Origin of the sequence: Haloterrigena sp. H1 (assembly GCF_005938085.1) — an archaeon.
GTDB lineage: Archaea > Halobacteriota > Halobacteria > Halobacteriales > Natrialbaceae > Natrinema.
The window spans coordinates 727,734-747,150 of the sequence record NZ_SMZK01000001.1 but is presented as its reverse complement, the minus strand read 5'-3'; the positions used below and the strand labels follow the sequence as shown (position 1 = coordinate 747,150).

The following is a 19,417-nucleotide window of genomic DNA, read 5'->3' as shown; positions in this document are numbered from 1 at the left end:
ACCGTTGCAGAAGCGAAAGTATCCCGTTTCTATCGTTATCACACTTGTAGTAAAACCGCCCGACCCCGACGGGGCGGACGAATGCAACGCGATACGCTCTCACGGCGGACCGTTTTGGCTGTCGCAGCCGGATGCACACTCACGAGCACTGGCGTCGCCAGCGTGGTCGGCGACACGGCCGACACCGACGGGAGAACAGTCACGCGAACGTCGTTCCCGATTCGCGAAGGAACGGACGAGGAAACGACCGTCTCCGTGACCACTGCGGACGCCGAGGGACCGACGGCGGTCGTCGTCGGTGGGATCCACGGAAACGAGGTGGCAGGCTACACGGCCGCAGGTCAGATCGCCGACTGGACGATCGACGCCGGCACGCTCGTCGTGATTCCCGAGGCGAACGCCGTCGCGATCGAGCGCGGAACCAGAACCGACGAGGAGGGGACCAACCTCAACCGACAGTTCCCCGAGGGGGAGACACCGCAGACGGAACTCGCACGCGCGATCTGGGACGTCGTCAGGGAGCACGACCCCGACGTTCTGATCGATCTCCACGAGTCGACGGACATCTACGCGGGCGATCCCACGGACGGCGTCGGACAGGCGATCTTCCACTCGAAAAGCGAGAGTGCCGAACCCGCTGCCGCTGACGCCGCCGAGCACGTCACTAGAAACTACGTGGACGATCCCGACCTCGCGTTCCAGCCCGGACCGTTTTCCTCGCCCGATACCGAGCCGAACGGGCTGCTCGTCCACAAGGCCGCCCGCGATCTGAACGCCAACACGTTCCTCGCGGAGACGCTCTCGGCCGACGTCGAACTCGAGACTCGCGTCCAGTGGCACAGGGCGATCGTCGAGCGACTTTTCGAGAGTCTAACAGAAGCCCAACTATCCGCTGACGACGGCGACGAGACATCCGACACTGAGCCACCGGTCGCACGAATTGAGACGGTGCCGACGGACGCGGCCGAAACAACGCTCGAGCCAGGCCAGACGGTGACGCTCGACGCGTCCCAGTCGCGCGATCCCGACGGCGAACTCGTCCGCTACGAGTGGAAAGTCGGTGACGACGGCACGTTCGACCGAACCGGCGAGACGATCGAGGTGACGGTCAGCGAAAACGGGGATCACCCGGTGGTGCTCCGCGTCGTCGATGCCGAGGGAGCGACTGACACCGACCGGCTCACGCTCTCAACGGGCTGCTGACTGAGTCGGCGTCAAAATTATACGTGGCGGTCGTCGGTGAACGGGCGGCGGTCGCCTCGAGAACTAGTTGTGCGCGCAGGCCGCGCCGAAATCAGCGGTTGCTCGTCCGCAACTCCCAGAGGTCGTCGAAGGTGATGACCTCGACATCGGCGCTGTCGATGTACTCGAGCAGCGCTTCGTAATCGGCCTTTGGCATCGTATTATGGGCTTCGAAGGTGTGGAAGTTGAGGATCGTACACTGGTTGTGCTGGGCGGCGAGGTCGACACACCGTTTCGATATCTCGAGGTCGTGGCCGATCGTCCGCGGTAACGCCAGCGGATCGAAACCGTAGACGCTCGTCGTGTTGACGTTGCCGGCCTGGTTGAAGCCGCCACAGTAGTGGTAGGCGGTCGCCTGCTCGAGGCTCGTCTTGTCGAAGCTGTTGTGTGGATGGACGATGTAGTTCGCGCCTTCGAACCCGTTGTCGATGAACCACTGTTTGTCCCGTCGAAGCCGTTCATTGATCGTGGCTTCGTCGTCGAGTTCGTGAATCGGCTCGTGCGTCCCGTGGACGACGATCTGATCGCCAGCCTCCTGTCGGTCCAGCAGTTCCGAAATCGACATGATCCCGTCTCGACCCTGTTCGGCCCACCGCGGTATCGCCGCCTGAACTGCCGGGAATCCGTACTCGTCGTGGAGCGGCGCGGCTGTCTCGTAGTAGTCGAGCGTCCCGTCGTCCCAGCTCAGCATGACGTACCCCTGATCGGGCGTCGGATGGGTCCGCAGATCGTCGATCCAGATCTCCGCCTCCGGCATTGAGTGGAGCACTTGAATCTCGAGCCGATCGAGGTGGTCGAGTGCGGGTTCGTACTCGCTTTGCTGGAAGACGCCGGGACTCGCGCGGAACCAGCCGACATCGGGCGCGCGGTACCGGATCTGCCGCAGCGAGTAGACTTTCGAGCTCCCGAACTGGTCGACCACTCGTAGGTTGACCGTGATGCTGTCGGGCGTCGTCGTCCGCACCGCGAACGACAGGTCCGTTTCCGTCAGATCCTCACCCTCGAGGCTTCGCTCGGCGATGACGTTCCTGCTGCCGTTCGACCGGAGTCTGAAGCTCTGCTCGCCGTCGAACACGACGTCCTCGTCTGCCCCGCCCGATCCCTGAACGATGGTCCAGGCGTCGAGATCGCTGAAGTCGTCGAGCGAGTCGCCCGGCTGTCGATACCGCTCTCGACTGTCGAACTCGGTCTCGAGCGGCGGAACGCCGTCGGTGAGCCCCGGCGTGGAGCCGCTCGCATCACTCGGCGTCTCGTTCGACGACTGACCGGCGACCTGGTTGGCTGCCGACTCGAGTTGCTCTGCACAGCCGGCCATGCCGGTGAGTCCGGCTGCACCCGAGAGTGCGAGGAACCGACGTCGCGTCGTACGTTTCCGTGACATTAGTGCGCCGAAGCTACCGACAGTGATCCCATTATTATGGATTCAATAGGTCGAATCGGTAGCCGTCTGACCCGGCCCATCCCCACCGTCTGAGCGCTTAACGATCGCATAGTAATTGAGCGGCCGTTCGACGGTGGTCCACGGAGGCGTACGCGAGCGAAGATCGGGCGGAGCTCGGCTCTTCCATACGGTCGTACGCCGTCTCAGGTGGTCTTCGACGATGAATAGGGAACTCTTCGGTGTAATGGGTGGTATCGACACGTTCGAGCGGTTCAGATCCAGCGACGAATTCGACGAGATCCTCGCCGGATCGACTCTTACAGTCGGCATCAGGGACGCTGATCTCGGCGTCCCCGGCTGGAGCGCCACGTACACTGGCGACGAGGGCTGTTGTCTCGTCTGGGGTGAGGCGTACGTTCCCAATGACGAGTCGAACGCCGCGCGCTGGCTCCTCAAACGCTACGAGACGATCGGCATCGAGGCGCTGCGAGAGCTCAACGGCTCGTATCTGGCCGTGATCGACGCCGAGGTGAGCGGCGACGCGTTCGTCGCCACGGATCCGGTCCGTTCTCGAGAGTGTTTCTATACCGACGAACCAGGCACTCGCGTCTTCGGCACGGACGCCGCTGCGGTCGGCCGCACGATCACGGACCCGACGCTCGACCGGGACGGCGTCCTCGAGTTCCTGCATCTGGGTGTGATACTCGGCGAGAAGACGGCCGTTACTGAACTCGCTCGGCTCCCGCTCGACAGCCGGCTCACGCCCGCGTCGGTCGATTCGCTGGGACGGTTCGTCTACGAGCCGCTGTCACCCCGAGAGTTCGATCCCGTCGACGAGCTCGCCGACCGCCTCGACCGGGCGTTCCGACGGCGGTCGTCGCTGCCGGGGCGAACGGGCGTCCTCCTCTCGGCCGGCTACGACTCGCGGATCGTCCTCTCGCAGGTCGACGATGTCGACCGGAGTTACACGGTCGGCTCGCTGGACGCTCAGGAGGTCCGTGGTGCGCGAGCGCTCGCCGCCCAGTACGGTGCGAGCCACACCGCTTTCCCACCGGACGAGCGATACCTTCGGCCCGACGAGTCGAAAATCCGCTACTCACAGGGGATCAAGGAGTCCTTGCACATCCACCACGCCGGCTACACGGATGAAATCGAGGTCGACACGATGTTTCATGGCCTCCTCTGTGACACGTTCTTCCGTGGCCATTTCACCGCCTCGGAGACCGTCGACGTACTCGGCAAACGCGTTCCGACCGGCCGACTCGAGTCCGATCCGGATCCTGTCGAATCCCTCCTCGAGAAGTTCGGCTACAGCCACGAGGCCAGCCTCGAACTCGCCGCACAGATGTCTTTCGACGTCGATCCAGACACGTTCGTCAGAGAGGCAGTCGCCGACGAGTTCGCGGCGCGACGGGACCGCGCAGACACGGTACAGAACGCGCTCACCTGCTGTGGCATCGCGAACCAGCCGTCGATGCCGTTTCACAACCACCTTTCCGATCACTTCGTGACATCGTTTCTGGCGACGGATCGCGAGCTGATCGACTGGCACCTCCGGACACCACCGGAACACCGAACGACGGAAACGTTTCTCCGTGCGTGCGAGCACGTCGACGACGACATCCTGCGACACAGACCACCCGACCGACCGTACGATGCGCGGCTATTCAACGAGGTCGAGGGATTCGTCCGTCGGAAGACGCCATTTCTCGCGTCGTTCGAACCGCCGTGGCCGGATCGGGAGACTCTCTTCGAGCGACACGATTTCGATCAGCGGCTATTAGGCGACCTCGAGCACGTCCATAGTCTGCCGGCCAGACACAAACTCAGACTCACTGACCTCCGTGGGTGGCTCGGATGCTGGTCGGGGTTACCGGAGCAGCTCCTTCCGTGGCTTCGCCCATCGGACCCCGTGGTCGCATAACGGATCCCACATATATACGGGAGGTTATAGGTGTCTCGAGAGCGTTTTGCAACTATTATCACTCGTGAAACCCGCTCTCGCCGCGATTTATTCTGTTCATTATCGATAAACCGTGAGAAACCTTATATACCAAGGTATTTTAGCGTGGAATATGCGTCTGACGCCGTCTTGGCTGCGCTCTTCGTCTGGGGGGGACACCGACGAACGGTCGGGGGATTCGGAGACGACTTCTGGGTTTACGCTGGTCTACTCACCGGAGAGTGATTTTTCGACGACCGATACGGACGAGACACGAGCACGGGAGTTCATTCCAGAATCCGATACTGCGCTCGTGGCTGTCCTCGACGAGATGAACACGCCCGTCACCGTCGACGAAGTCACCGATGAACTGACCGAGCCGGCCCGGCTCCCGATCGAAACCTGGGCAACCGTCCACGAGCGACTCCATCAGGACCGCCTGCCAGCACTCGACGCGGCTGGAGCAATCGAGTTCGATGAGACACAGGGGGTGATCGAGCGATCCATGGCTCGCACGAACGAGAATCGGCTCCGCTCATCGGCCGTACTTGTAGCGATCTCTCTTGGGTTGCTGTGTGTCGTTATCGCGCTCATCTCAGTTTCCGTCCTGATTTCATAACGGGGACGCGTCGTCTCTCCTGATATAGGCCACTGTCACTAGGTACCGGCGCACCCACAGGACGGTCGCGGTCCTAGGCGCTGACTGACAGCAAACCTATGTATCGTTGTTCAGAGACGTTTACTACTCATTGTTAATTGACAAGCCGGCTGATCGTGAGCACCGTAAAGATCGACAGAATGAGCGCGCTCAGGCCGATCCCAGAGAGGAACGAGACAACCGGCAGCTCCATCACCGCACCGATGAGGACCGCATAGGAAACAACCGTTGCACCGATGTAGTAATCTTCCCACTCGGGGCTCTCAGCGCGTTGCTCGTCGGTCGAGTCGTCGGCCGAGTCGAGCTGTAGATACTGGTCGACCTGGTCGGCAAGCGGCTTTCGCTCGACGATACCGCGGTTCTGCTGGTACTCGATGAGACCTGCTTCATCGAGTTTCGAGAGATGTGACTGATACAGTGGGATGTAGACCCGCTGGCGCTGTGTAGACGTGAGCTCTTCGACGGTGGTGTCGTGTTCCCACGCTGCGACCTGCTCTGCGACATCGCGCATGCGTACGGGGCTGTCAGTATCCCGGAGATACCGAAGGACCATCCGGCGGCGTTCGTTTTGCAGGAGATGAAAGATTTCGTCTTTCGAAAATGGAGGCTCCTCGGAGAGACGATCAGCTTCAGTGTCCGTGTCCTGACTATCGTCGGTAGCACCCTGGTCGTCTATATCATTGGAGCTGATATATTTCGCTTTCATTGCACCAGTATCCCCTATCCAGAGGTAGGTAATAAAGGATAGAAATCGTGTATTCGAGAATCACTTGTTTCAAGTAATTTCATAGGATCCTCCTTCTTTTTGTGCTATTTTAATACTGCCAAATACTGGTTCAGAGTACTTGAGAGTCAAAAATCTCGGAACGAATTCGTCGTTTATTTCGAGAAGATACTCTACGCTGATTTCGGACACTCAATTCGAATTTTGGATCGTTCATGCTCTCACGACACTCAATAGCAGAAGAAGATGACTCGAGCGAATTCTGTGTCGAGATCGTTATACTTCACCGTCAGACAGCCGTCAGACCAACCCGTAAGTGTGGGGCTTATTCGGGCGATAATAAACCGCCACTGGCCCCTAGAGACGACGAAATGAGCGACACCAACTGGTGGTTTTTCGATTTGGCGGCCGTCATCGCGGTCACTGGCGCTCTCACGTTCGGGATCATTTCAGGGATAACTGGTGTTGGACGAACCGTGCTGGCGATTCCGCTCGTTCTGGTTCTTCCCGGGTATGCGCTCGTCTCGGCCCTCTTTCCTGACAAGCCGAACGACGACTATCAGTCGTTCGACACCGAAAAAACGGGGCTTGGTAGTCCGTTGCTGGTCAGTGGTGGACTCAAGGCGATCGAACGGATGGTCCTGTCAGTCGTTTTTAGCGTTGCGCTCGTTCCCGCGATTACCCTTTTCGCCGCCATAACCCCGGGGGGAGTGACGCTAGAACCGGTCCTCATTGGGCTCTCGATGCTCACCGTTATTCTCGCACTCCTTGCAATCGGCTCACGCTACCGCTGTCCGGCCGATCGCCGATTCGTTCCGTCGGTCGCATCGATTTCACCGTTCTTCACGCAGGGCCGACCGAGTCCGTACGATCGGGTCAACCATCGACCGTACAACGTTGCAATCGCAGCCGGACTGATCATGTTGCTCGCAACCGGTGGCTTCGCCCTCGCGAGCCCACCCCAACACGACGGGTTCACGGAACTGTCGGTCGAGACGAAGAACGTCACCGGTGATATCGATACGATGTACGACTCGACCTATGCCGCGGGAGAGTCACAGGAATTGACGGTGACGATCACGAATCAGGAACACGAAACACAGCGCTACACGACCGCCGTCCTGCTCCAGCGGGTGAGCGCCGAGGGAGACTCCGTGGTCGTCCACGAATCGACCGAGTTAGACAGGACGACGGCGACGGTTTCCGACGGCGAATCGACACGGCAGCCCCTCGAGATCACGCCGACGATGCGGGGAAGCGATCTGCGGCTGATAGTGTTGCTCTACGAGGGCGACCCACCAGCGGAGCCGACGGCCGACAACGCCTATCGCGTCGTTCGGCTCCCGATCGAGGTGGAATAGATGTGGCCGTGGGAGCACCTCGCGTTCGCGTACGCCCTGTACTCGGTGACGAGGAACGTCGGCTTTCGAACGTCACCCTCGGCTCGCGAAACGATCGCCGTCGCCGTCGGGTCGCAGTTCCCGGATCTCGTCGATAAACCGCTCGGGTGGACGTTCGGGTTCGCGGAGAGTGGCTACTCGATCGGGCATTCGATCTTCGTTGCGCCGGCCGTCTGTCTCGTCGCGTACGCAGTAGCGGCTCGATGGGGAAATCGAGCACTTGCCGGTGCCTTTTCGCTTGCCTATCTGTCGCATCCGATCGGCGACATGCTCAGCCACTTGTTCAGAGATGGAACGGTTGATAGCCGGATCGTGCTCTGGCCAATCGCATCACCGCCGGCGACCGATTACGGTGGATTTCTCGATCACCTGATCTTGTACCTCGCTCGGTACGTGTACCACCTGCTCGCTGGCGGAGTCACACCACAGATTGTGGTCCAGTCACTGCTGGGCCTCGCTGTCGTAGCGCTCTGGCTGTCCGACGGCGCACCACCCGCTGCTGACATCTGGCGGTTCCTGCGCACCCGAAGCCGCCAGTGACCGGCGAGCGACCGCCGTCGAACTGACGATGCAGCGCCCCACTTTTGAAGAACGGCGACGACGCTGCAACGCTCTCACGATCGTTCTGCAGCAAGGCAATCGAGAAGACACGGACAATCGCTTCGAGCCCATTGGCCACCAACGCGGAACCACGTTACCGCCACTGCTGGCTCCTCAAGCGCGTATCAACCATCGTCTCGACCATGGCGACCACGGCAGTATCGTGGTCGTCTGACGCTCGAGAGAGCGCCGTGATCGGCCTGTTGGAGACCCACGACAATTGTCTGCCTAATCGGTTCGAGATGACAGAGAGGCGGGCAGAAACGGGCACAATCGACTGTCCCAGTAACGCTCGAGATGGGCACCGCTTGTCGGGTCAATTGATAATGGCTCGAAAGAGCGACCGGCCGGTTCCGTCGACGATTAGCGGCCTGCCGGAGAGGGCGTACACATTGTCACGTCTCCGTTCGTGTAGACCGTGGCCTGATCCGGCCGACAGAGCTGTGTCGGGGAGAGGTCTTCGATCCGCGCAGTTCCGTCCGTATCCGTGACGTACGTCGCCTCGGTCGATTGTGCCGACCGATAGACCGTGTAGTCGTGGGCTGCGACGCCGCCGTCGGGTACCGTCGCGGTCGTCGTCGACGGATACGCGCCGGTTCGACTGAACAGCGTCTGATAGGGGTGATCGGTGTGGAGTTGCTGGTCGGGGCGGATCTCATCGCCGTCGGGCGAGCCGGTCAGTTCGGCGATCGACTCGGCTGCGGCGAGTTCCGTTTCGTCGTACGCGAGGCGCTCGTGCTGGTCCGAGAAGACCGGATTCTCGACATTACTCTCGACGGCGAGGACCATCGCACCCGGATACACGAGCATGCCCACCAGTAATACGACGACGACGAGCGAGGGGGTCAAGCTCCCACGTAGCGTCCGCAGCCCGATCGCACCGAGGATAGCCATCGGCGCATAGAGGAACGCGAACCAGCGCGTCGGAATGAACGTCCGGATGCCGAACATCGGGAACCCGAGGATGAACACCAGCATGAACGCCGCCGCCAGCAGGAGCGTGAACACCGACTGTTCGGCACGTCGCCGGTGGACGACGTACAGACAGCCGGCGAACGTGGCACCGAGCAACAGCAGGAAGCCGAGATTGTCCACGTAGGGAACCACCTGTTCCATTAGTGTCGGCGTGGCTTCGGCCCCCGCTTGCGCCGTCTCGGACTCACTTGCGGTGTTGAGGAAGCCGGCGCTGTCCTCGAGCGTCTGCGTGAAGTAGCTCAAGACCGTCCCCAGAAACGAGTCCTGGTTGTACGGCGTCAGCGACCACACGAAGATCGTCAGCCCGAGATTGAAGACGACGAGCCCGACGAGGTTGACCGGCTTTTTCGTCCGGAAGACGCTCGTGTCGAGTCGCGTGAGCCCGAACGGGCCGATCACGAACACGAGTTGCGCGATAAACGCCGCGAGTAACAACACGAGCATGATGAACGTCGACACCTGATGCGTGAGGATGACGGCAACGCTCAACAGGAGCAACAGCGCGAAGTCCCGGATCGTGTACTCGATCCGCATCACGCGGATCAGCGCATACAGCATCGCGAGGAAGAAGACCAGCCCCAGACTCGTGGGGATGATATGAATCCCCCATCGCGCGACGTGATTGCCGAACGCGTAGAGCGCCGTCGCCAGCACCGCCCACCGCGTCGTGACGAGCAGGTTCGTCGTCGCGTAGACGAGCAGGACCGACAGGGGCATCACGAGGCCGACGGAGAGGTACAACGCGGCGCGGATCGGGACGTCGTACAGCAACGACGAGGCGGCCACCAGCAGGTGGTAGAACGGCGAGCCGTAGTGTTTGTTATCGGAGATGGCGCTCAGCGACTGCTCCGTGAGGATCGCGTCGACGAGTTCGCGGTGGGTCCAGATGTCGATCCCGATGTATCCTGGCGTCGTATAGAGCGCGGCGAATCGGAAGACGAACGCGAAGCAGACGATCTGGAGCAACAGCAGGCCGGGATGGAGATCGCGATCGTTCGCGAAGACGATCTGGCCGATAACGAGCGTGCCGACGACACTCGCCAGTCCGAAGAACGCGAGCGTTCGCTCCCCCTGTAGGACCGGTAACACGACGAGGCCCGACAGCCCGACGAAGACGACGCTCGGAAGCGCCATCGACACTGACGAGGGAAGCGTCGGAACTGCCCGCGCGTCGTCGCGCTGATACAGGGAGACGATATACAGCACACACGCGGTGCCAAGGATGACCGGCACGGTATTGATGTAGATCTGTGACGTGAGAAATCGCAGCGGGAACAACGCCAGCGCGAGCAGGAGCCCACCGATCGCCGCGACGGTATCGAGTCGCAGCGGTCGCAGTTCCGACAGTGAGCTATACTTCATGACTGACCCCCGTTGGATAGCTCGTCCCATCGTCTCGCTCGAGTACGCGACGATACAGTCCGTAGAGACGCTCACCGAGCGAGTCGACGGAGAGTCCGTCGATCGACTCGCGGCCGTCGGATCGGCCGCCGTCTTCGATTGCTCGCTCGAGACCACCGAGGAGGGCACCGTCGTTATCGCTGACGGTGCAGTTCGTCAAGCCACGGATCGTCTCGCGGACGAAGCCGACGTCAGTCGAGACGACCGGCAGGTTACACGCGGCGGCTTCTTTGACGACCATCGGCCCGCTCTCGCGTTTCGACGTGACCAGGAGGACATCGCTCGCGTTCATGTAGTAGGGTATCTCGTCGTGATCGACGCCGGAAACCGTACGCAGCTCGAGGTCGACATCGGCTCGCTCGACGAGTCGGCGAGCGCGCGGGTAGTCCTTCACCGAACGGGTCCGGTCGTACGGGAAGAGTGCGATCGGCTGCTCAGTTTCCCAGCCGAGGTACTCGCGGGCGTCCGCCCGCGCTATCGGCCGAAACAGGTCGGTGTCGACGCCGAACGGGATCAGTTCATGATCGGTCTCGAGGTCGCGTGACATGACCTGACTCGGCACGACCGCGGCGTCCGCCCGGCGAGCACCGTACCGACTGCACGATCGCAGCCACGTCCGGTCGCTCATGAGATCCGTCCCCCACAGGGTCAGTACCACCGGGCGGGTCGGCTGGGCGAGTGCAAACGGTGCGACGAGCCCGTAGTTCGCGTGCACCAAGTCGTACGACGACGACCGGACCGCCGAAAGCACGTTCGAGTAGTATCGTGCGTAATCCGCCGGCGACCGACCCGAATCACCGCTGTGTTCGCCGGGAACCTCGAGAACCGTACAGTCGATACCGCGCGCTTCGAGGGCCGAGACTTGCTGGTCGAAAAACGGTCGTGACGACGTGACCAGTTGGAGTACCTTCATGGATGATCCGGATTCGCCACAGGGGTCGCTCGATCTGACGTGCGCGCCTGCGCGAGCGTTTCGACCTGCCGAACGACGAGCTCCGTCACGTCGATCCGATCCGCGAGCAGGCGCTCACGACGACGCTCCCACGTTTCGGCAGGTTCTTGGACGACTGAGACGGTCTGCTCGAGCCCGCGTGTGTGTCTTTCATCGCCGGTATATTCGAACAGCAGGCCGTACTCCTCCTCGAGTTCCGCCGTGTAGCCGAGCGAGAGCGGGTTCACGTAGACCGCCGGCGTGCCGAGCACAGCGGCTTCCGCCGCGGTCGTCGCACCTTCGCTCAGAACGACGTCGGCGTAGGCGAGCAGGTCGTGCATCCGATCCGGCGAGGTCTCGAACTGGTACGACGCGAGATCGGACGGCGGCTCCCCCTCGGCGGTCAGCAGGACGTGTAGGCCCGCGTCCTCGAGCCGATCGATGACTGCTCGGGGATCGTCGAATCCGCCGTGGCCGACGTCGTGGGAGGCGTCCCAGCTACTGAGTCGAACGACGGCGAAGGACGTCTCGGGGTCCAGTCCGACTTCCTCGAGAACGGTCGGATCGGGCTCGAACCGATCCGGATGGAGGTAGGCGAGTTCGTGATAGCCCGGATACGTCACCTGTTTCGGGCCGATCTCGTCGCGATAACACGCCGGCGTGGCGATCGTGTCCGCGAACGGGTAGCTGAGCGTCGTGATGAGACTCGCGTGCTCGGTGTCGTAGAAGACGAGGCTCTTCGCGCTCGTCACCGACGCGACGTGGGCGGCGGCGACGCCGCCGATCGCCGTGATCACGTCCGGATCGATCCGCCGTGCTCGCCGGAGGAGTCGCAGTTCGTACGTCGCCTGCACCGCCGCCAGCGAGACCAGCGAGTCGGATTCGCCGGCGAGCACCTCGTGGTCGATGTCGTACGCCTTGAGGAGCTGAACGGCGACGTCACTCTCGCGAGCGAAGACGTGGACCTCGTGCCCACGTGCCTCCAGTTCCGCGATCGGGTGCCGGAAGAAATGGACGTGTCCGGGATGCTGGATCGTGATCATCACGCGCATCGGCGCTCCACCTCCGCAGTGGGCTGTCGGCTTGAGATCGGACCCACATTCGAGGGTGCTCGGCTTCCCACCCGGGCGACGGCCATCTCGAATCCGTACTGCTGGTCTCTCATCCCCTCACAACCTCCGATAAACGAATCCCGCATCGACGGCCGCGTTCTCGTCTATCGTGCCGGTTACGTCGATCAGCGCGGGCTCGTCCGCAAGTTGGCTCGCCACCGCCGGGAGGTCAAGGTGCTCGAACTCCGCGTGCGGCGTCGCGAGCAAGACCGCGTCGAAGCCCTCGAACGAGAGCCGATCCTGCACGTCGATCCCGAACGCGTCGCGGGCCGCGTCGTCGTCAGCGAACGGGTCGAATCCCTCGATATCGATGTCGTACTCCCGAAGCTCGTCGATGACGTTGTTGATCTTCGAGCTACGAATGTCCCCGACACCCGGTTTGTACGAAAGCCCCAACACCAGCACGCGGCTCTCGCGAAGCGTCTTGTGACACTGGTTGAGAGCCTTGATCGTCAGTTCGGCGACGTGGTCGGGCACCGACTCGTTGACCTGCCGGCCCGTCTGCATGAGCTCCGGCTCGAACCCTTCCTGGGCCGACCGGTACGCGAAGAAGTACGGATCGACCGGAATACAGTGGCCGCCGACCAGCCCCGGTCGGTAGTCGTGGAAATTCCACTTCGTGCCCGCGGCATCGAGGACGGCCTGCCCGTCGACATCCATGTGGTCGAGCGCCATCGAGAGCTCGTTGACGAACGCGATGTTGAGATCGCGCTGGGCGTTCTCGACGACCTTGCATGCCTCGGCGACCTCGATCGAGGGGGCGCGATGGACGCCCGCATCGACGACCGACTCGTACAGCGTCGCCACGTCCTCGAGCACCGTCTCGTTCTGTGCGCTGACGACTTTGGTCACGTCCGCGAGCCCGTGTTCCTCGTCGCCCGGCGTGGCGCGTTCCGGCGAGTAGCCGACGAAAAAGCCTTCGCCCGCCGTCAGACCGGACGCGTCCTCGAGCGCCGGCACGAGCACGTCGCGCGTCGTGCCCGGATAGACTGTCGACTCGAGGACGACCGTCGTCTCGGGGGTCAGCTTCGACCCAACCGTGGTCGCCGCGCTTTCGACGTAGCCGAGATCCGGCCGCTCGTCGTCGTCGATCGGCGTCGGCACGGCGATGATGACGTAGTCGGCCTCGGAGATCGCAGTCGCGTCGGTCGTATAAGAGATCTCACCGTCCTGAATCGCATCGTCAGTGAGGTCACCGGTCGTATCGATCCCGTCCTGAAGTCGGTCGACCGTCACGTCGTCGACGTCGTATCCGATGACGCGGTAGTCCGACTGCGCGAACCCGACTGCAAGCGGCAGCCCGACGTAGCCCAGTCCGACGACGCAGATCGTCGCTTCGCGCGTCGATCGCTCTGTGGTGTGCTCGAGGCTGGTCTCCTCACCGCTCGATTCGGCCTCGTACTGGCCGCTCACTCGCTCGTCCGATTGCGTCTCCGTATCGCTGATTATCGTGGTCATGGGTGGTGCGTTATGGCTGGGCCGTCACACGACCGAGTGCGACGGTGACTGTCCGGAACTGTCGGGCCCGCAACCAGCGGGCCGTGCTACAAACTCGGCAAGTCGGTGTCGGGGGATTACTATACCGCGGGTAAACGGGTGCAAGTGTCTCGCGCAGTGAAACGGAGCGGCGACCGGCGCTGCCAGCAGCAGTACCTCGGTCGACGGCTACACGCCGGGATGAGCGCTTAAATCGTTGTTAAACGCTCCTATACGGATTCATAATGAAGGTCACGGGAACTGGATCTCCAGTGCGGTCGGCGAGGTCACGTCCACCGTGACTCGGTCACACCGGCCGCAGCAGAACCGCGTCAATCATGGTGTCACATTCCCCGCTCGGAGTCAGAGCCCCGCTCGCATCGATTCATAGCACCGTCTCGATCGATATGGGTCTGACTTCACCCCACCAGGGCGTCCACGCGAGTCCCTTGCAGACAGGTAGTCTCTGGATCGGTGGTCGATCTGGTGGCCCGTTGCAACTGCTTCGCACGACATCATTCGGGGATGTAGCCCTGGTCGCGGTTCTGTTCGTGCTCATCAGTGTGCTCATCGGGATTCGCACGGCGAACGTGTTGTCGGAACGCGAACTCGAAATCTCGTCGCTCCCGCTCCCGCTCGTCGCGAATACGGCAGGAAATACAGCGGACGCAGCTCACGCACACGCTGACGGTCCTCGGGCGTACGAATCGTATCTGTCGCCCGAGACGCCACCGAGACTCCTGAGTGACGAAGGAAAAGTCGTCCGGCTGCTGGTCGCGAATCACGGTCGCATTCGCCAACACCGGATCGCGGACGAGACCGGCTGGTCGAAGTCGAAAGTGAGCCGCATCTGCTCACAGATGCACGCCGACGGCACGATCGAAAAGCGATCTGTTGGTCGGGAAAACATCATCGTCTTCGCCGACCGACCGGCCGACGACGAACTGCAGTCGGACGACGCCGAAAATCCGCTTCCGTAAGCACCCATCGGCTCCGTTGACATCCACAATTGCACCAACTGAAACGCGGTCGACGTCTCCGAGCCATCGTGCGATGATGGCGACCGATTCTGTCGGCCGTGTTTCGACTTCCATCGACCAGAGCGCGTTTACTCCGTTCGTAAACCGACCGACGAGCCGTCCAGCAGCTTCGTTCTGACGCTGTGGCTACGTATCGGGCGGACGCCACTGTCGTGCTTCATTGGATAGGATCAGTTGTGCCCTCGGTTTGGATGAGGTCTCGTGAACGTCGTGTGCTACTGGGACAGGGAACGAAGCGAGACGTGAACATTGCGAAACCGAACACGGATTACACAGTCGATAGCTCGCGTCGCGTTCGTGGTATCGTCTTATTCGTGGTATAGTAATGGCCGCTGTTGTCCGTGATGGAAGTGAGGCCCGGTCCGACAGCAGAGCGCGGACGGGTTCGACGATACCAATGACACGGAACAGTACTGCACTCACCGCAGTGGTCTCGAGCCGACTCGATACGTCCGTCACAACCGTCGATTGCCCCGCCGCATCCGACGTAACCGATGCAGCGTGGTCGCCGGCCGTACAGCCGGAGGTGATCGGCTGATGTGCGGGATTATCGCGCGGATCGGTCACGGGAGCGCGGCGGAGACGCTCCTCTCGGGGCTCGAGAACCTCGAGTACCGGGGCTACGACTCGGCGGGGATCGCCGTCCAGAACGGCTCCGGCGTCAAGGTGCACAAGTGCTCGGGAGAGGTCTCCGACCTCAAATCGACGTTGAGTACGCAGCCACACGGAAACATGGGGATCGGCCACACTCGCTGGAGTACCCACGGCCCACCGACCGACGAGAACGCCCACCCGCACACGGACACGGCAGGCGACGTCGCGGTGGTCCACAACGGCGTCATCGACAACTACGACGAGCTCCGGGCGAATCTCCAGGAGAAGGGCCACGAGTTCGACAGCGACACCGACACCGAGGTCATCCCACACCTCATCGACGAGTATCGAGACGCGACCGGTGACACCGAACAGGCCGTTCGCCAGGCCGTCGACACGCTCGAGGGGAGCTACGCGATCGCCGCGATCGTCGACGGCGAAGAGGCGGTCTACGCCGCACGGAAGGGGTCGCCGCTCGTCCTCGGGCTCGACGACGAGGAGTGGTACCTCGCCAGCGACGTCCCGGCGTTCCTCGATCACACCGACGAGGTGATTTACCTCGAGGATGGCGATCTGGTGGTCCTCGAGCCCGATTCCTACGAGATCACCGACCTCGCCGGCGACCCGGTCGAGCGATCGGTCGACACCGTCGACTGGGACCCGGAAGATGCGGGAAAAGGCGAGTACGACCACTACATGCTCAAGGAGATCCACAATCAGCCGACCTCCCTCGCCAATACGATCGAAGGCCGGGTCGAGGACGGTGATGTCTCCTTCGAGGCCCTCCCGCCGGGCTCGTTCGACGGGATCGAGTCCGTCCAGTTCGTCGCCTGCGGGACGTCGTATCACGCGGCGATGTACGGCAGCCAGCTGATCCGCGAGGCCGGGATTCAGGCCGACGTGCTCCGGGCCAGCGAGTACGAGGCGACGACCGCGCCGGTCGACGAAACCACGCTCACCGTCGCAGTCACGCAAAGCGGCGAGACCGCCGATACCCTCGATGCGGTCCGGACCGCGGCCGACCGCGGCGCGCGGACCCTCGCCGTCACCAACGTCGTCGGCTCGACGGTCGCCCGCGAAGCCGACGATGCGGTCTACATCCGTGCCGGCCCAGAAGTCGGCGTCGCCGCGACGAAGACCTACTCCTCGCAGGCGGTCACGCTCGCGCTCCTCTCCCAGCGCATCGCCGGTGACGTTCCTGACGCGACCCCCGCCGACGACCGAGCGGCGATGCTCGAGACACTCGCAGACTTGCCACAGCACGTCGAGACTGTCCTCAAGTCGACCCACGCCGAGACGCTCGCTCGAGACACCCTCGACAGCGAGTCGTTCTTCTTCATCGGCAGCGGGCCCGGTCACTCCGTCGCGCTCGAGGGTGCGCTGAAGTTCAAGGAGATTACCTACGAGCACGCGGAAGGGTTCGCCGCCGGCGAACTCAAACACGGCCCGCTCGCGCTGGTGACCGAGGAGACGCCGCTGTTTGCGGTCTACACGAGCGGTGACGACGAGAAGACGAAGACGAACGCGATCGAGGCCCGGTCCCGCGGTGCGCCGATCGTCGCTGTCGGACCCGACGACCACCCTCTCGTCGACGTCGCTGACGCACACCTGTCGGTCCCTGAGACCCACCCCGTCTGGGCGGGGCTGCTCGCGAACGTCCAGTTGCAGTTGCTGTCCTACCACGCTGCGAAGCAACTCGGGCGGCCGATCGATAAACCACGCAATCTCGCGAAAAGCGTGACGGTCGAATGATCGGCCCGTCTCACGGCTAACGTTTTTTCGCGGTCAGTTCGACGCCGCCGGTTTCCGTCTCGAAGCCGCGCATCGTGTCCCCTCGTACCGTCAGTGGCTACAGCGGTGGAGAGAAGCGGCGAGTTCGGACGCGCTTCAGTGTAGCGAGTCGCACCGCTCGAGCGGCAGAGCAGGATCACCATGACCGATTGCCTACTCTCGAACGGCGATCGGACAGGCTCTTCTCTCGGTACCCCTTCCCCCTGAACAGCTCGGCCCGTTGCCTGACCCAGCACTCGGCGAGACAGTTCGTGGAGAGACCGGGTCGACGGAGGGCCGGTTGTCGACTCGTGACTGTTGGATCGGCCTCGTCTCCGATAGCCCGCTCGAGGCCACCGAGGAGGTCCATCGGTGTCGCTGACGGTACAGTTCGTCAGGCTATGACGCGTTTCGCTGACGCCACCGCAGGTACCCTGCCGGTCGTCTCGACCGACGTGGGGGTCGTCTCCAACTGGGGAAGAACCAGCGTCCGGCGCTCGGTCTTCGCTACCGATCGGGGCTGATACGGTCTGCTGTACCGATTTACCGGCGTATCCGCGCCCCGTCCTGCGGATACGCCGGCAATGACTGACAGTAGTCCGTATGAACCAACAGCAGTCCGGTGTATCGAGACCGATAGCGATGATCGGTGTTCGAGACACGGCCCATCCGACGTACTCGAGCGGTCGATCAGCGACGTCTCGAACGGAGATGCGTACAGCCCGCCGTCTCGTAGAGCAGTATTCGGGCGAGGTCGAGGCCGTACTGCCGCCGACAAAACGAGAACCACGTCTTCACACGAACGACCGCCAATATACCACGGCTGGCGGTGCGCTGTGGTTAGCCGTCTTTCGACGCGAGTGTCAGCGTGATCGACTCGTCTCCGCCATCGATCGTTACAGTCTGCTCCGTGAACGTGTATCCGTCCGCGTCTGCGGAGACCGTGTACTCGCCGTCCTCGAGTTCGAACGTCGCCACACCATCGTCGTCGACCGCTTTCCCCTTTACCTTGCTCGAGCCGAGGAGGATGACCTCTGCGACCTCGACGGTCGCATTCTCGACTGCAGTGCCGTTCTCGTCCTTGACAGTCACCGCCAGCGTGTGCTTCCCACCGCTGTCGTCGGTGTCACTGTCGGCTTGGGTCTGTTGCTCGAGCGTCAGCGTGATCGTCTTATTTGCACCATCGACCTGAACGGTGGTTTCCGCGGGGTTGTATCCATCCGCGTTCGCAGTAACTGCGTACTCGCCGTCCTCGAGTACGAATTCCGCCTCGCCGGTCCCGTCGACCGATTTCGAGACGTTCGAGCCGGATCCGGGATCGACGGTAACGGTGGCGTTATCGATCGGAGTGCCGGTCTGCGATTCGATGACCGCCGTCAGCACGTGCGATTCGTCCGTATTGGTCTCATCGCCGCCGTTCTCGGTGTCTGTATTGTCGGATCCATCCGTTTGGGTGTCCGTGTTATCAGAGCCATCGGTTTGGGAGTCTGTGTCGTCAGATCCATCAGCCTGGGAATCTGTGCTGTCGTCCGTGTTGTCGGTCCCGCCGGTCTGGGTGTCTGTGCTGTCGGTACCGTCCGTTTCTTTCGTTTCGTTACTCGTCCCGCCGGCCCCGTCGGTGTCGGTCCCACCGCCATCGCCTATCGAGTCGCTGTCGGCCGTATCACCTCCGCTGTCAGTCGGCTGTCGGGCATCGTCGATTCTGTCGCTGACCGATCCGACGGCGCTGCTAACGGAGGCACCGCTTGCGGCAAGTACCATACCAGCCAGCAGGAACACGATGCCACAGACGGTGAGCAAGATCTGGACGCTACGCTGAATCGATCGGGTCTCCGTTCGGTGTTGTTGGGCATTGCGGCGCATTATCAGTGATTTTAGATTTAGAATCCAGTGTCGGTGGGTTACACGCCTGCCGGCTTGTCGACTATCGATGCTGGTCGGAGCCGATCAACTGGCGGCCAGCCGGTCGTGTCCGTGGTCTGGATACCAGCCACTGCTGTCGGAACTAGAACGCTGTCCGGACGATTCCGGGTTAGCAGTCTGCTCGAGGTGTGCTGCTTACTATGCCGTCCGTCAGACACTGGTCTGCGAGATTTCATTAGGCGGCGATTCTACTGTTTGGGGGATCACTATAGGCATCATAAGGCTGTTTCAATTACACAACCGGCTGC

General features: G+C 62.2%; 16 protein-coding genes. 9 read left to right on the top strand and 7 right to left on the bottom strand.

What is annotated here, in order from left to right:
* Positions 1 to 81 precede the first annotated feature (81 nt).
* Positions 82 to 1,203, top strand: coding sequence for a PKD domain-containing protein (locus E2L06_RS03830; RefSeq protein WP_138778768.1), 1,122 nt, complete (start codon positions 82 to 84; stop codon positions 1,201 to 1,203).
* Positions 1,204 to 1,294: 91 nt separating this feature from the next.
* On the opposite strand, the gene E2L06_RS03825 is transcribed toward E2L06_RS03830, so the two are convergent.
* Positions 1,295 to 2,623 carry a polysaccharide deacetylase family protein gene (locus E2L06_RS03825; RefSeq protein WP_138778766.1) on the bottom strand — a complete coding sequence of 443 codons (1,329 nt, stop codon included), beginning with the start codon at positions 2,621 to 2,623 and terminating at the stop codon, positions 1,295 to 1,297.
* A gap of 220 nt (positions 2,624 to 2,843) precedes the next feature.
* Here E2L06_RS03825 and E2L06_RS03820 point away from each other — a divergent pair, with 220 nt between their 5' ends.
* Positions 2,844 to 4,547: a hypothetical protein gene (locus E2L06_RS03820; RefSeq protein WP_138778764.1), complete on the top strand. Its 1,704-nt coding sequence runs from the start codon at positions 2,844 to 2,846 to the stop codon at positions 4,545 to 4,547.
* A 151-nt stretch (positions 4,548 to 4,698) separates the two neighbouring features.
* Positions 4,699 to 5,184, top strand: a complete 486-nt coding sequence (locus E2L06_RS03815; protein WP_171052303.1) for a hypothetical protein — start codon at positions 4,699 to 4,701, stop codon at positions 5,182 to 5,184.
* Positions 5,185 to 5,317: 133 nt separating this feature from the next.
* On the opposite strand, the gene E2L06_RS03810 is transcribed toward E2L06_RS03815, so the two are convergent.
* Positions 5,318 to 5,929 (bottom strand): hypothetical protein, encoded by a 612-nt coding sequence (locus E2L06_RS03810; protein WP_138778762.1) that lies wholly within the window; start codon positions 5,927 to 5,929, stop codon positions 5,318 to 5,320.
* A 389-nt stretch (positions 5,930 to 6,318) separates the two neighbouring features.
* Here E2L06_RS03810 and E2L06_RS03805 point away from each other — a divergent pair, with 389 nt between their 5' ends.
* Together E2L06_RS03805 and E2L06_RS03800 are read left to right on the top strand one after the other, a co-directional pair.
* Positions 6,319 to 7,308, top strand: a complete 990-nt coding sequence (locus E2L06_RS03805) for a DUF1616 domain-containing protein (RefSeq protein WP_138778760.1) — start codon at positions 6,319 to 6,321, stop codon at positions 7,306 to 7,308.
* Positions 7,309 to 7,887: a metal-dependent hydrolase gene (locus E2L06_RS03800; RefSeq protein ID WP_138778758.1), complete on the top strand. Its 579-nt coding sequence runs from the start codon at positions 7,309 to 7,311 to the stop codon at positions 7,885 to 7,887.
* A gap of 423 nt (positions 7,888 to 8,310) precedes the next feature.
* Here E2L06_RS03800 and E2L06_RS03795 read toward each other — a convergent pair whose 3' ends face one another.
* The 4 genes from E2L06_RS03795 to E2L06_RS03780 form a co-directional block, all read right to left on the bottom strand.
* Positions 8,311 to 10,284: a glycosyltransferase family 39 protein gene (locus E2L06_RS03795; protein WP_138778756.1), complete on the bottom strand. Its 1,974-nt coding sequence runs from the start codon at positions 10,282 to 10,284 to the stop codon at positions 8,311 to 8,313.
* Positions 10,274 to 11,236: a glycosyltransferase gene (locus E2L06_RS03790; protein WP_138778754.1), complete on the bottom strand. Its 963-nt coding sequence runs from the start codon at positions 11,234 to 11,236 to the stop codon at positions 10,274 to 10,276. Before E2L06_RS03790 ends, E2L06_RS03795 begins: the two co-directional genes overlap by 11 nt.
* Positions 11,233 to 12,306, bottom strand: a complete 1,074-nt coding sequence (locus tag E2L06_RS03785) for a DUF354 domain-containing protein (RefSeq protein WP_138778752.1) — start codon at positions 12,304 to 12,306, stop codon at positions 11,233 to 11,235. Before E2L06_RS03785 ends, E2L06_RS03790 begins: the two co-directional genes overlap by 4 nt.
* 117 nt (positions 12,307 to 12,423) lie before the next feature.
* Positions 12,424 to 13,824 (bottom strand): nucleotide sugar dehydrogenase, encoded by a 1,401-nt coding sequence (locus tag E2L06_RS03780; protein ID WP_138778750.1) that lies wholly within the window; start codon positions 13,822 to 13,824, stop codon positions 12,424 to 12,426.
* Positions 13,825 to 14,180: 356 nt separating this feature from the next.
* Here E2L06_RS03780 and E2L06_RS03775 point away from each other — a divergent pair, with 356 nt between their 5' ends.
* The 4 genes from E2L06_RS03775 to E2L06_RS22720 all read left to right on the top strand — a co-directional run bounded on the left by E2L06_RS03775 (position 14,181) and on the right by E2L06_RS22720 (position 17,770).
* Entirely contained in the window at positions 14,181 to 14,822 is a 642-nt protein-coding gene (locus E2L06_RS03775; RefSeq protein WP_138778748.1) for a MarR family transcriptional regulator, read from the top strand.
* A gap of 457 nt (positions 14,823 to 15,279) precedes the next feature.
* Positions 15,280 to 15,420 carry a hypothetical protein gene (locus E2L06_RS21710; protein ID WP_171052302.1) on the top strand — a complete coding sequence of 47 codons (141 nt, stop codon included), beginning with the start codon at positions 15,280 to 15,282 and terminating at the stop codon, positions 15,418 to 15,420.
* Positions 15,420 to 17,228, top strand: a complete 1,809-nt coding sequence (gene glmS / locus E2L06_RS03770; RefSeq protein ID WP_138778746.1) for a glutamine--fructose-6-phosphate transaminase (isomerizing) — start codon at positions 15,420 to 15,422, stop codon at positions 17,226 to 17,228. The genes E2L06_RS21710 and glmS overlap by 1 nt, the downstream gene beginning before the upstream one ends.
* A gap of 419 nt (positions 17,229 to 17,647) precedes the next feature.
* Complete coding sequence (locus E2L06_RS22720; protein WP_283241345.1) at positions 17,648 to 17,770, top strand: hypothetical protein; 123 nt, start codon at positions 17,648 to 17,650, stop codon at positions 17,768 to 17,770.
* A 316-nt stretch (positions 17,771 to 18,086) separates the two neighbouring features.
* Here the strand turns inward: E2L06_RS22720 and E2L06_RS03765 are convergent, their stop codons facing one another.
* Positions 18,087 to 19,109 carry a carboxypeptidase regulatory-like domain-containing protein gene (locus E2L06_RS03765; RefSeq protein ID WP_138778744.1) on the bottom strand — a complete coding sequence of 341 codons (1,023 nt, stop codon included), beginning with the start codon at positions 19,107 to 19,109 and terminating at the stop codon, positions 18,087 to 18,089.
* Between the last annotated feature and the right edge of the window lie 308 nt (positions 19,110 to 19,417).

Bases quoted from the DNA above. Each gene is read 5' to 3' on its own strand.
- E2L06_RS03830 (WP_138778768.1), top strand. From the start codon at position 82: ATGCAACGCGATACGCTCTCACGGCGGACCGTTTTGGCTGTCGCAGCC.
- E2L06_RS03825 (WP_138778766.1), bottom strand. From the start codon at position 2,623: ATGTCACGGAAACGTACGACGCGACGTCGGTTCCTCGCACTCTCGGGT.
- E2L06_RS03820 (WP_138778764.1), top strand. From the start codon at position 2,844: ATGAATAGGGAACTCTTCGGTGTAATGGGTGGTATCGACACGTTCGAG.
- E2L06_RS03815 (WP_171052303.1), top strand. From the start codon at position 4,699: ATGCGTCTGACGCCGTCTTGGCTGCGCTCTTCGTCTGGGGGGGACACC.
- E2L06_RS03810 (WP_138778762.1), bottom strand. From the start codon at position 5,929: ATGAAAGCGAAATATATCAGCTCCAATGATATAGACGACCAGGGTGCT.
- E2L06_RS03805 (WP_138778760.1), top strand. From the start codon at position 6,319: ATGAGCGACACCAACTGGTGGTTTTTCGATTTGGCGGCCGTCATCGCG.
- E2L06_RS03800 (WP_138778758.1), top strand. From the start codon at position 7,309: ATGTGGCCGTGGGAGCACCTCGCGTTCGCGTACGCCCTGTACTCGGTG.
- E2L06_RS03795 (WP_138778756.1), bottom strand. From the start codon at position 10,284: ATGAAGTATAGCTCACTGTCGGAACTGCGACCGCTGCGACTCGATACC.
- E2L06_RS03790 (WP_138778754.1), bottom strand. From the start codon at position 11,236: ATGAAGGTACTCCAACTGGTCACGTCGTCACGACCGTTTTTCGACCAG.
- E2L06_RS03785 (WP_138778752.1), bottom strand. From the start codon at position 12,306: ATGCGCGTGATGATCACGATCCAGCATCCCGGACACGTCCATTTCTTC.
- E2L06_RS03780 (WP_138778750.1), bottom strand. From the start codon at position 13,824: ATGACCACGATAATCAGCGATACGGAGACGCAATCGGACGAGCGAGTG.
- E2L06_RS03775 (WP_138778748.1), top strand. From the start codon at position 14,181: ATGGTGTCACATTCCCCGCTCGGAGTCAGAGCCCCGCTCGCATCGATT.
- E2L06_RS21710 (WP_171052302.1), top strand. From the start codon at position 15,280: ATGACACGGAACAGTACTGCACTCACCGCAGTGGTCTCGAGCCGACTC.
- glmS (WP_138778746.1), top strand. From the start codon at position 15,420: ATGTGCGGGATTATCGCGCGGATCGGTCACGGGAGCGCGGCGGAGACG.
- E2L06_RS22720 (WP_283241345.1), top strand. From the start codon at position 17,648: ATGACGCGTTTCGCTGACGCCACCGCAGGTACCCTGCCGGTCGTCTCG.
- E2L06_RS03765 (WP_138778744.1), bottom strand. From the start codon at position 19,109: ATGCGCCGCAATGCCCAACAACACCGAACGGAGACCCGATCGATTCAG.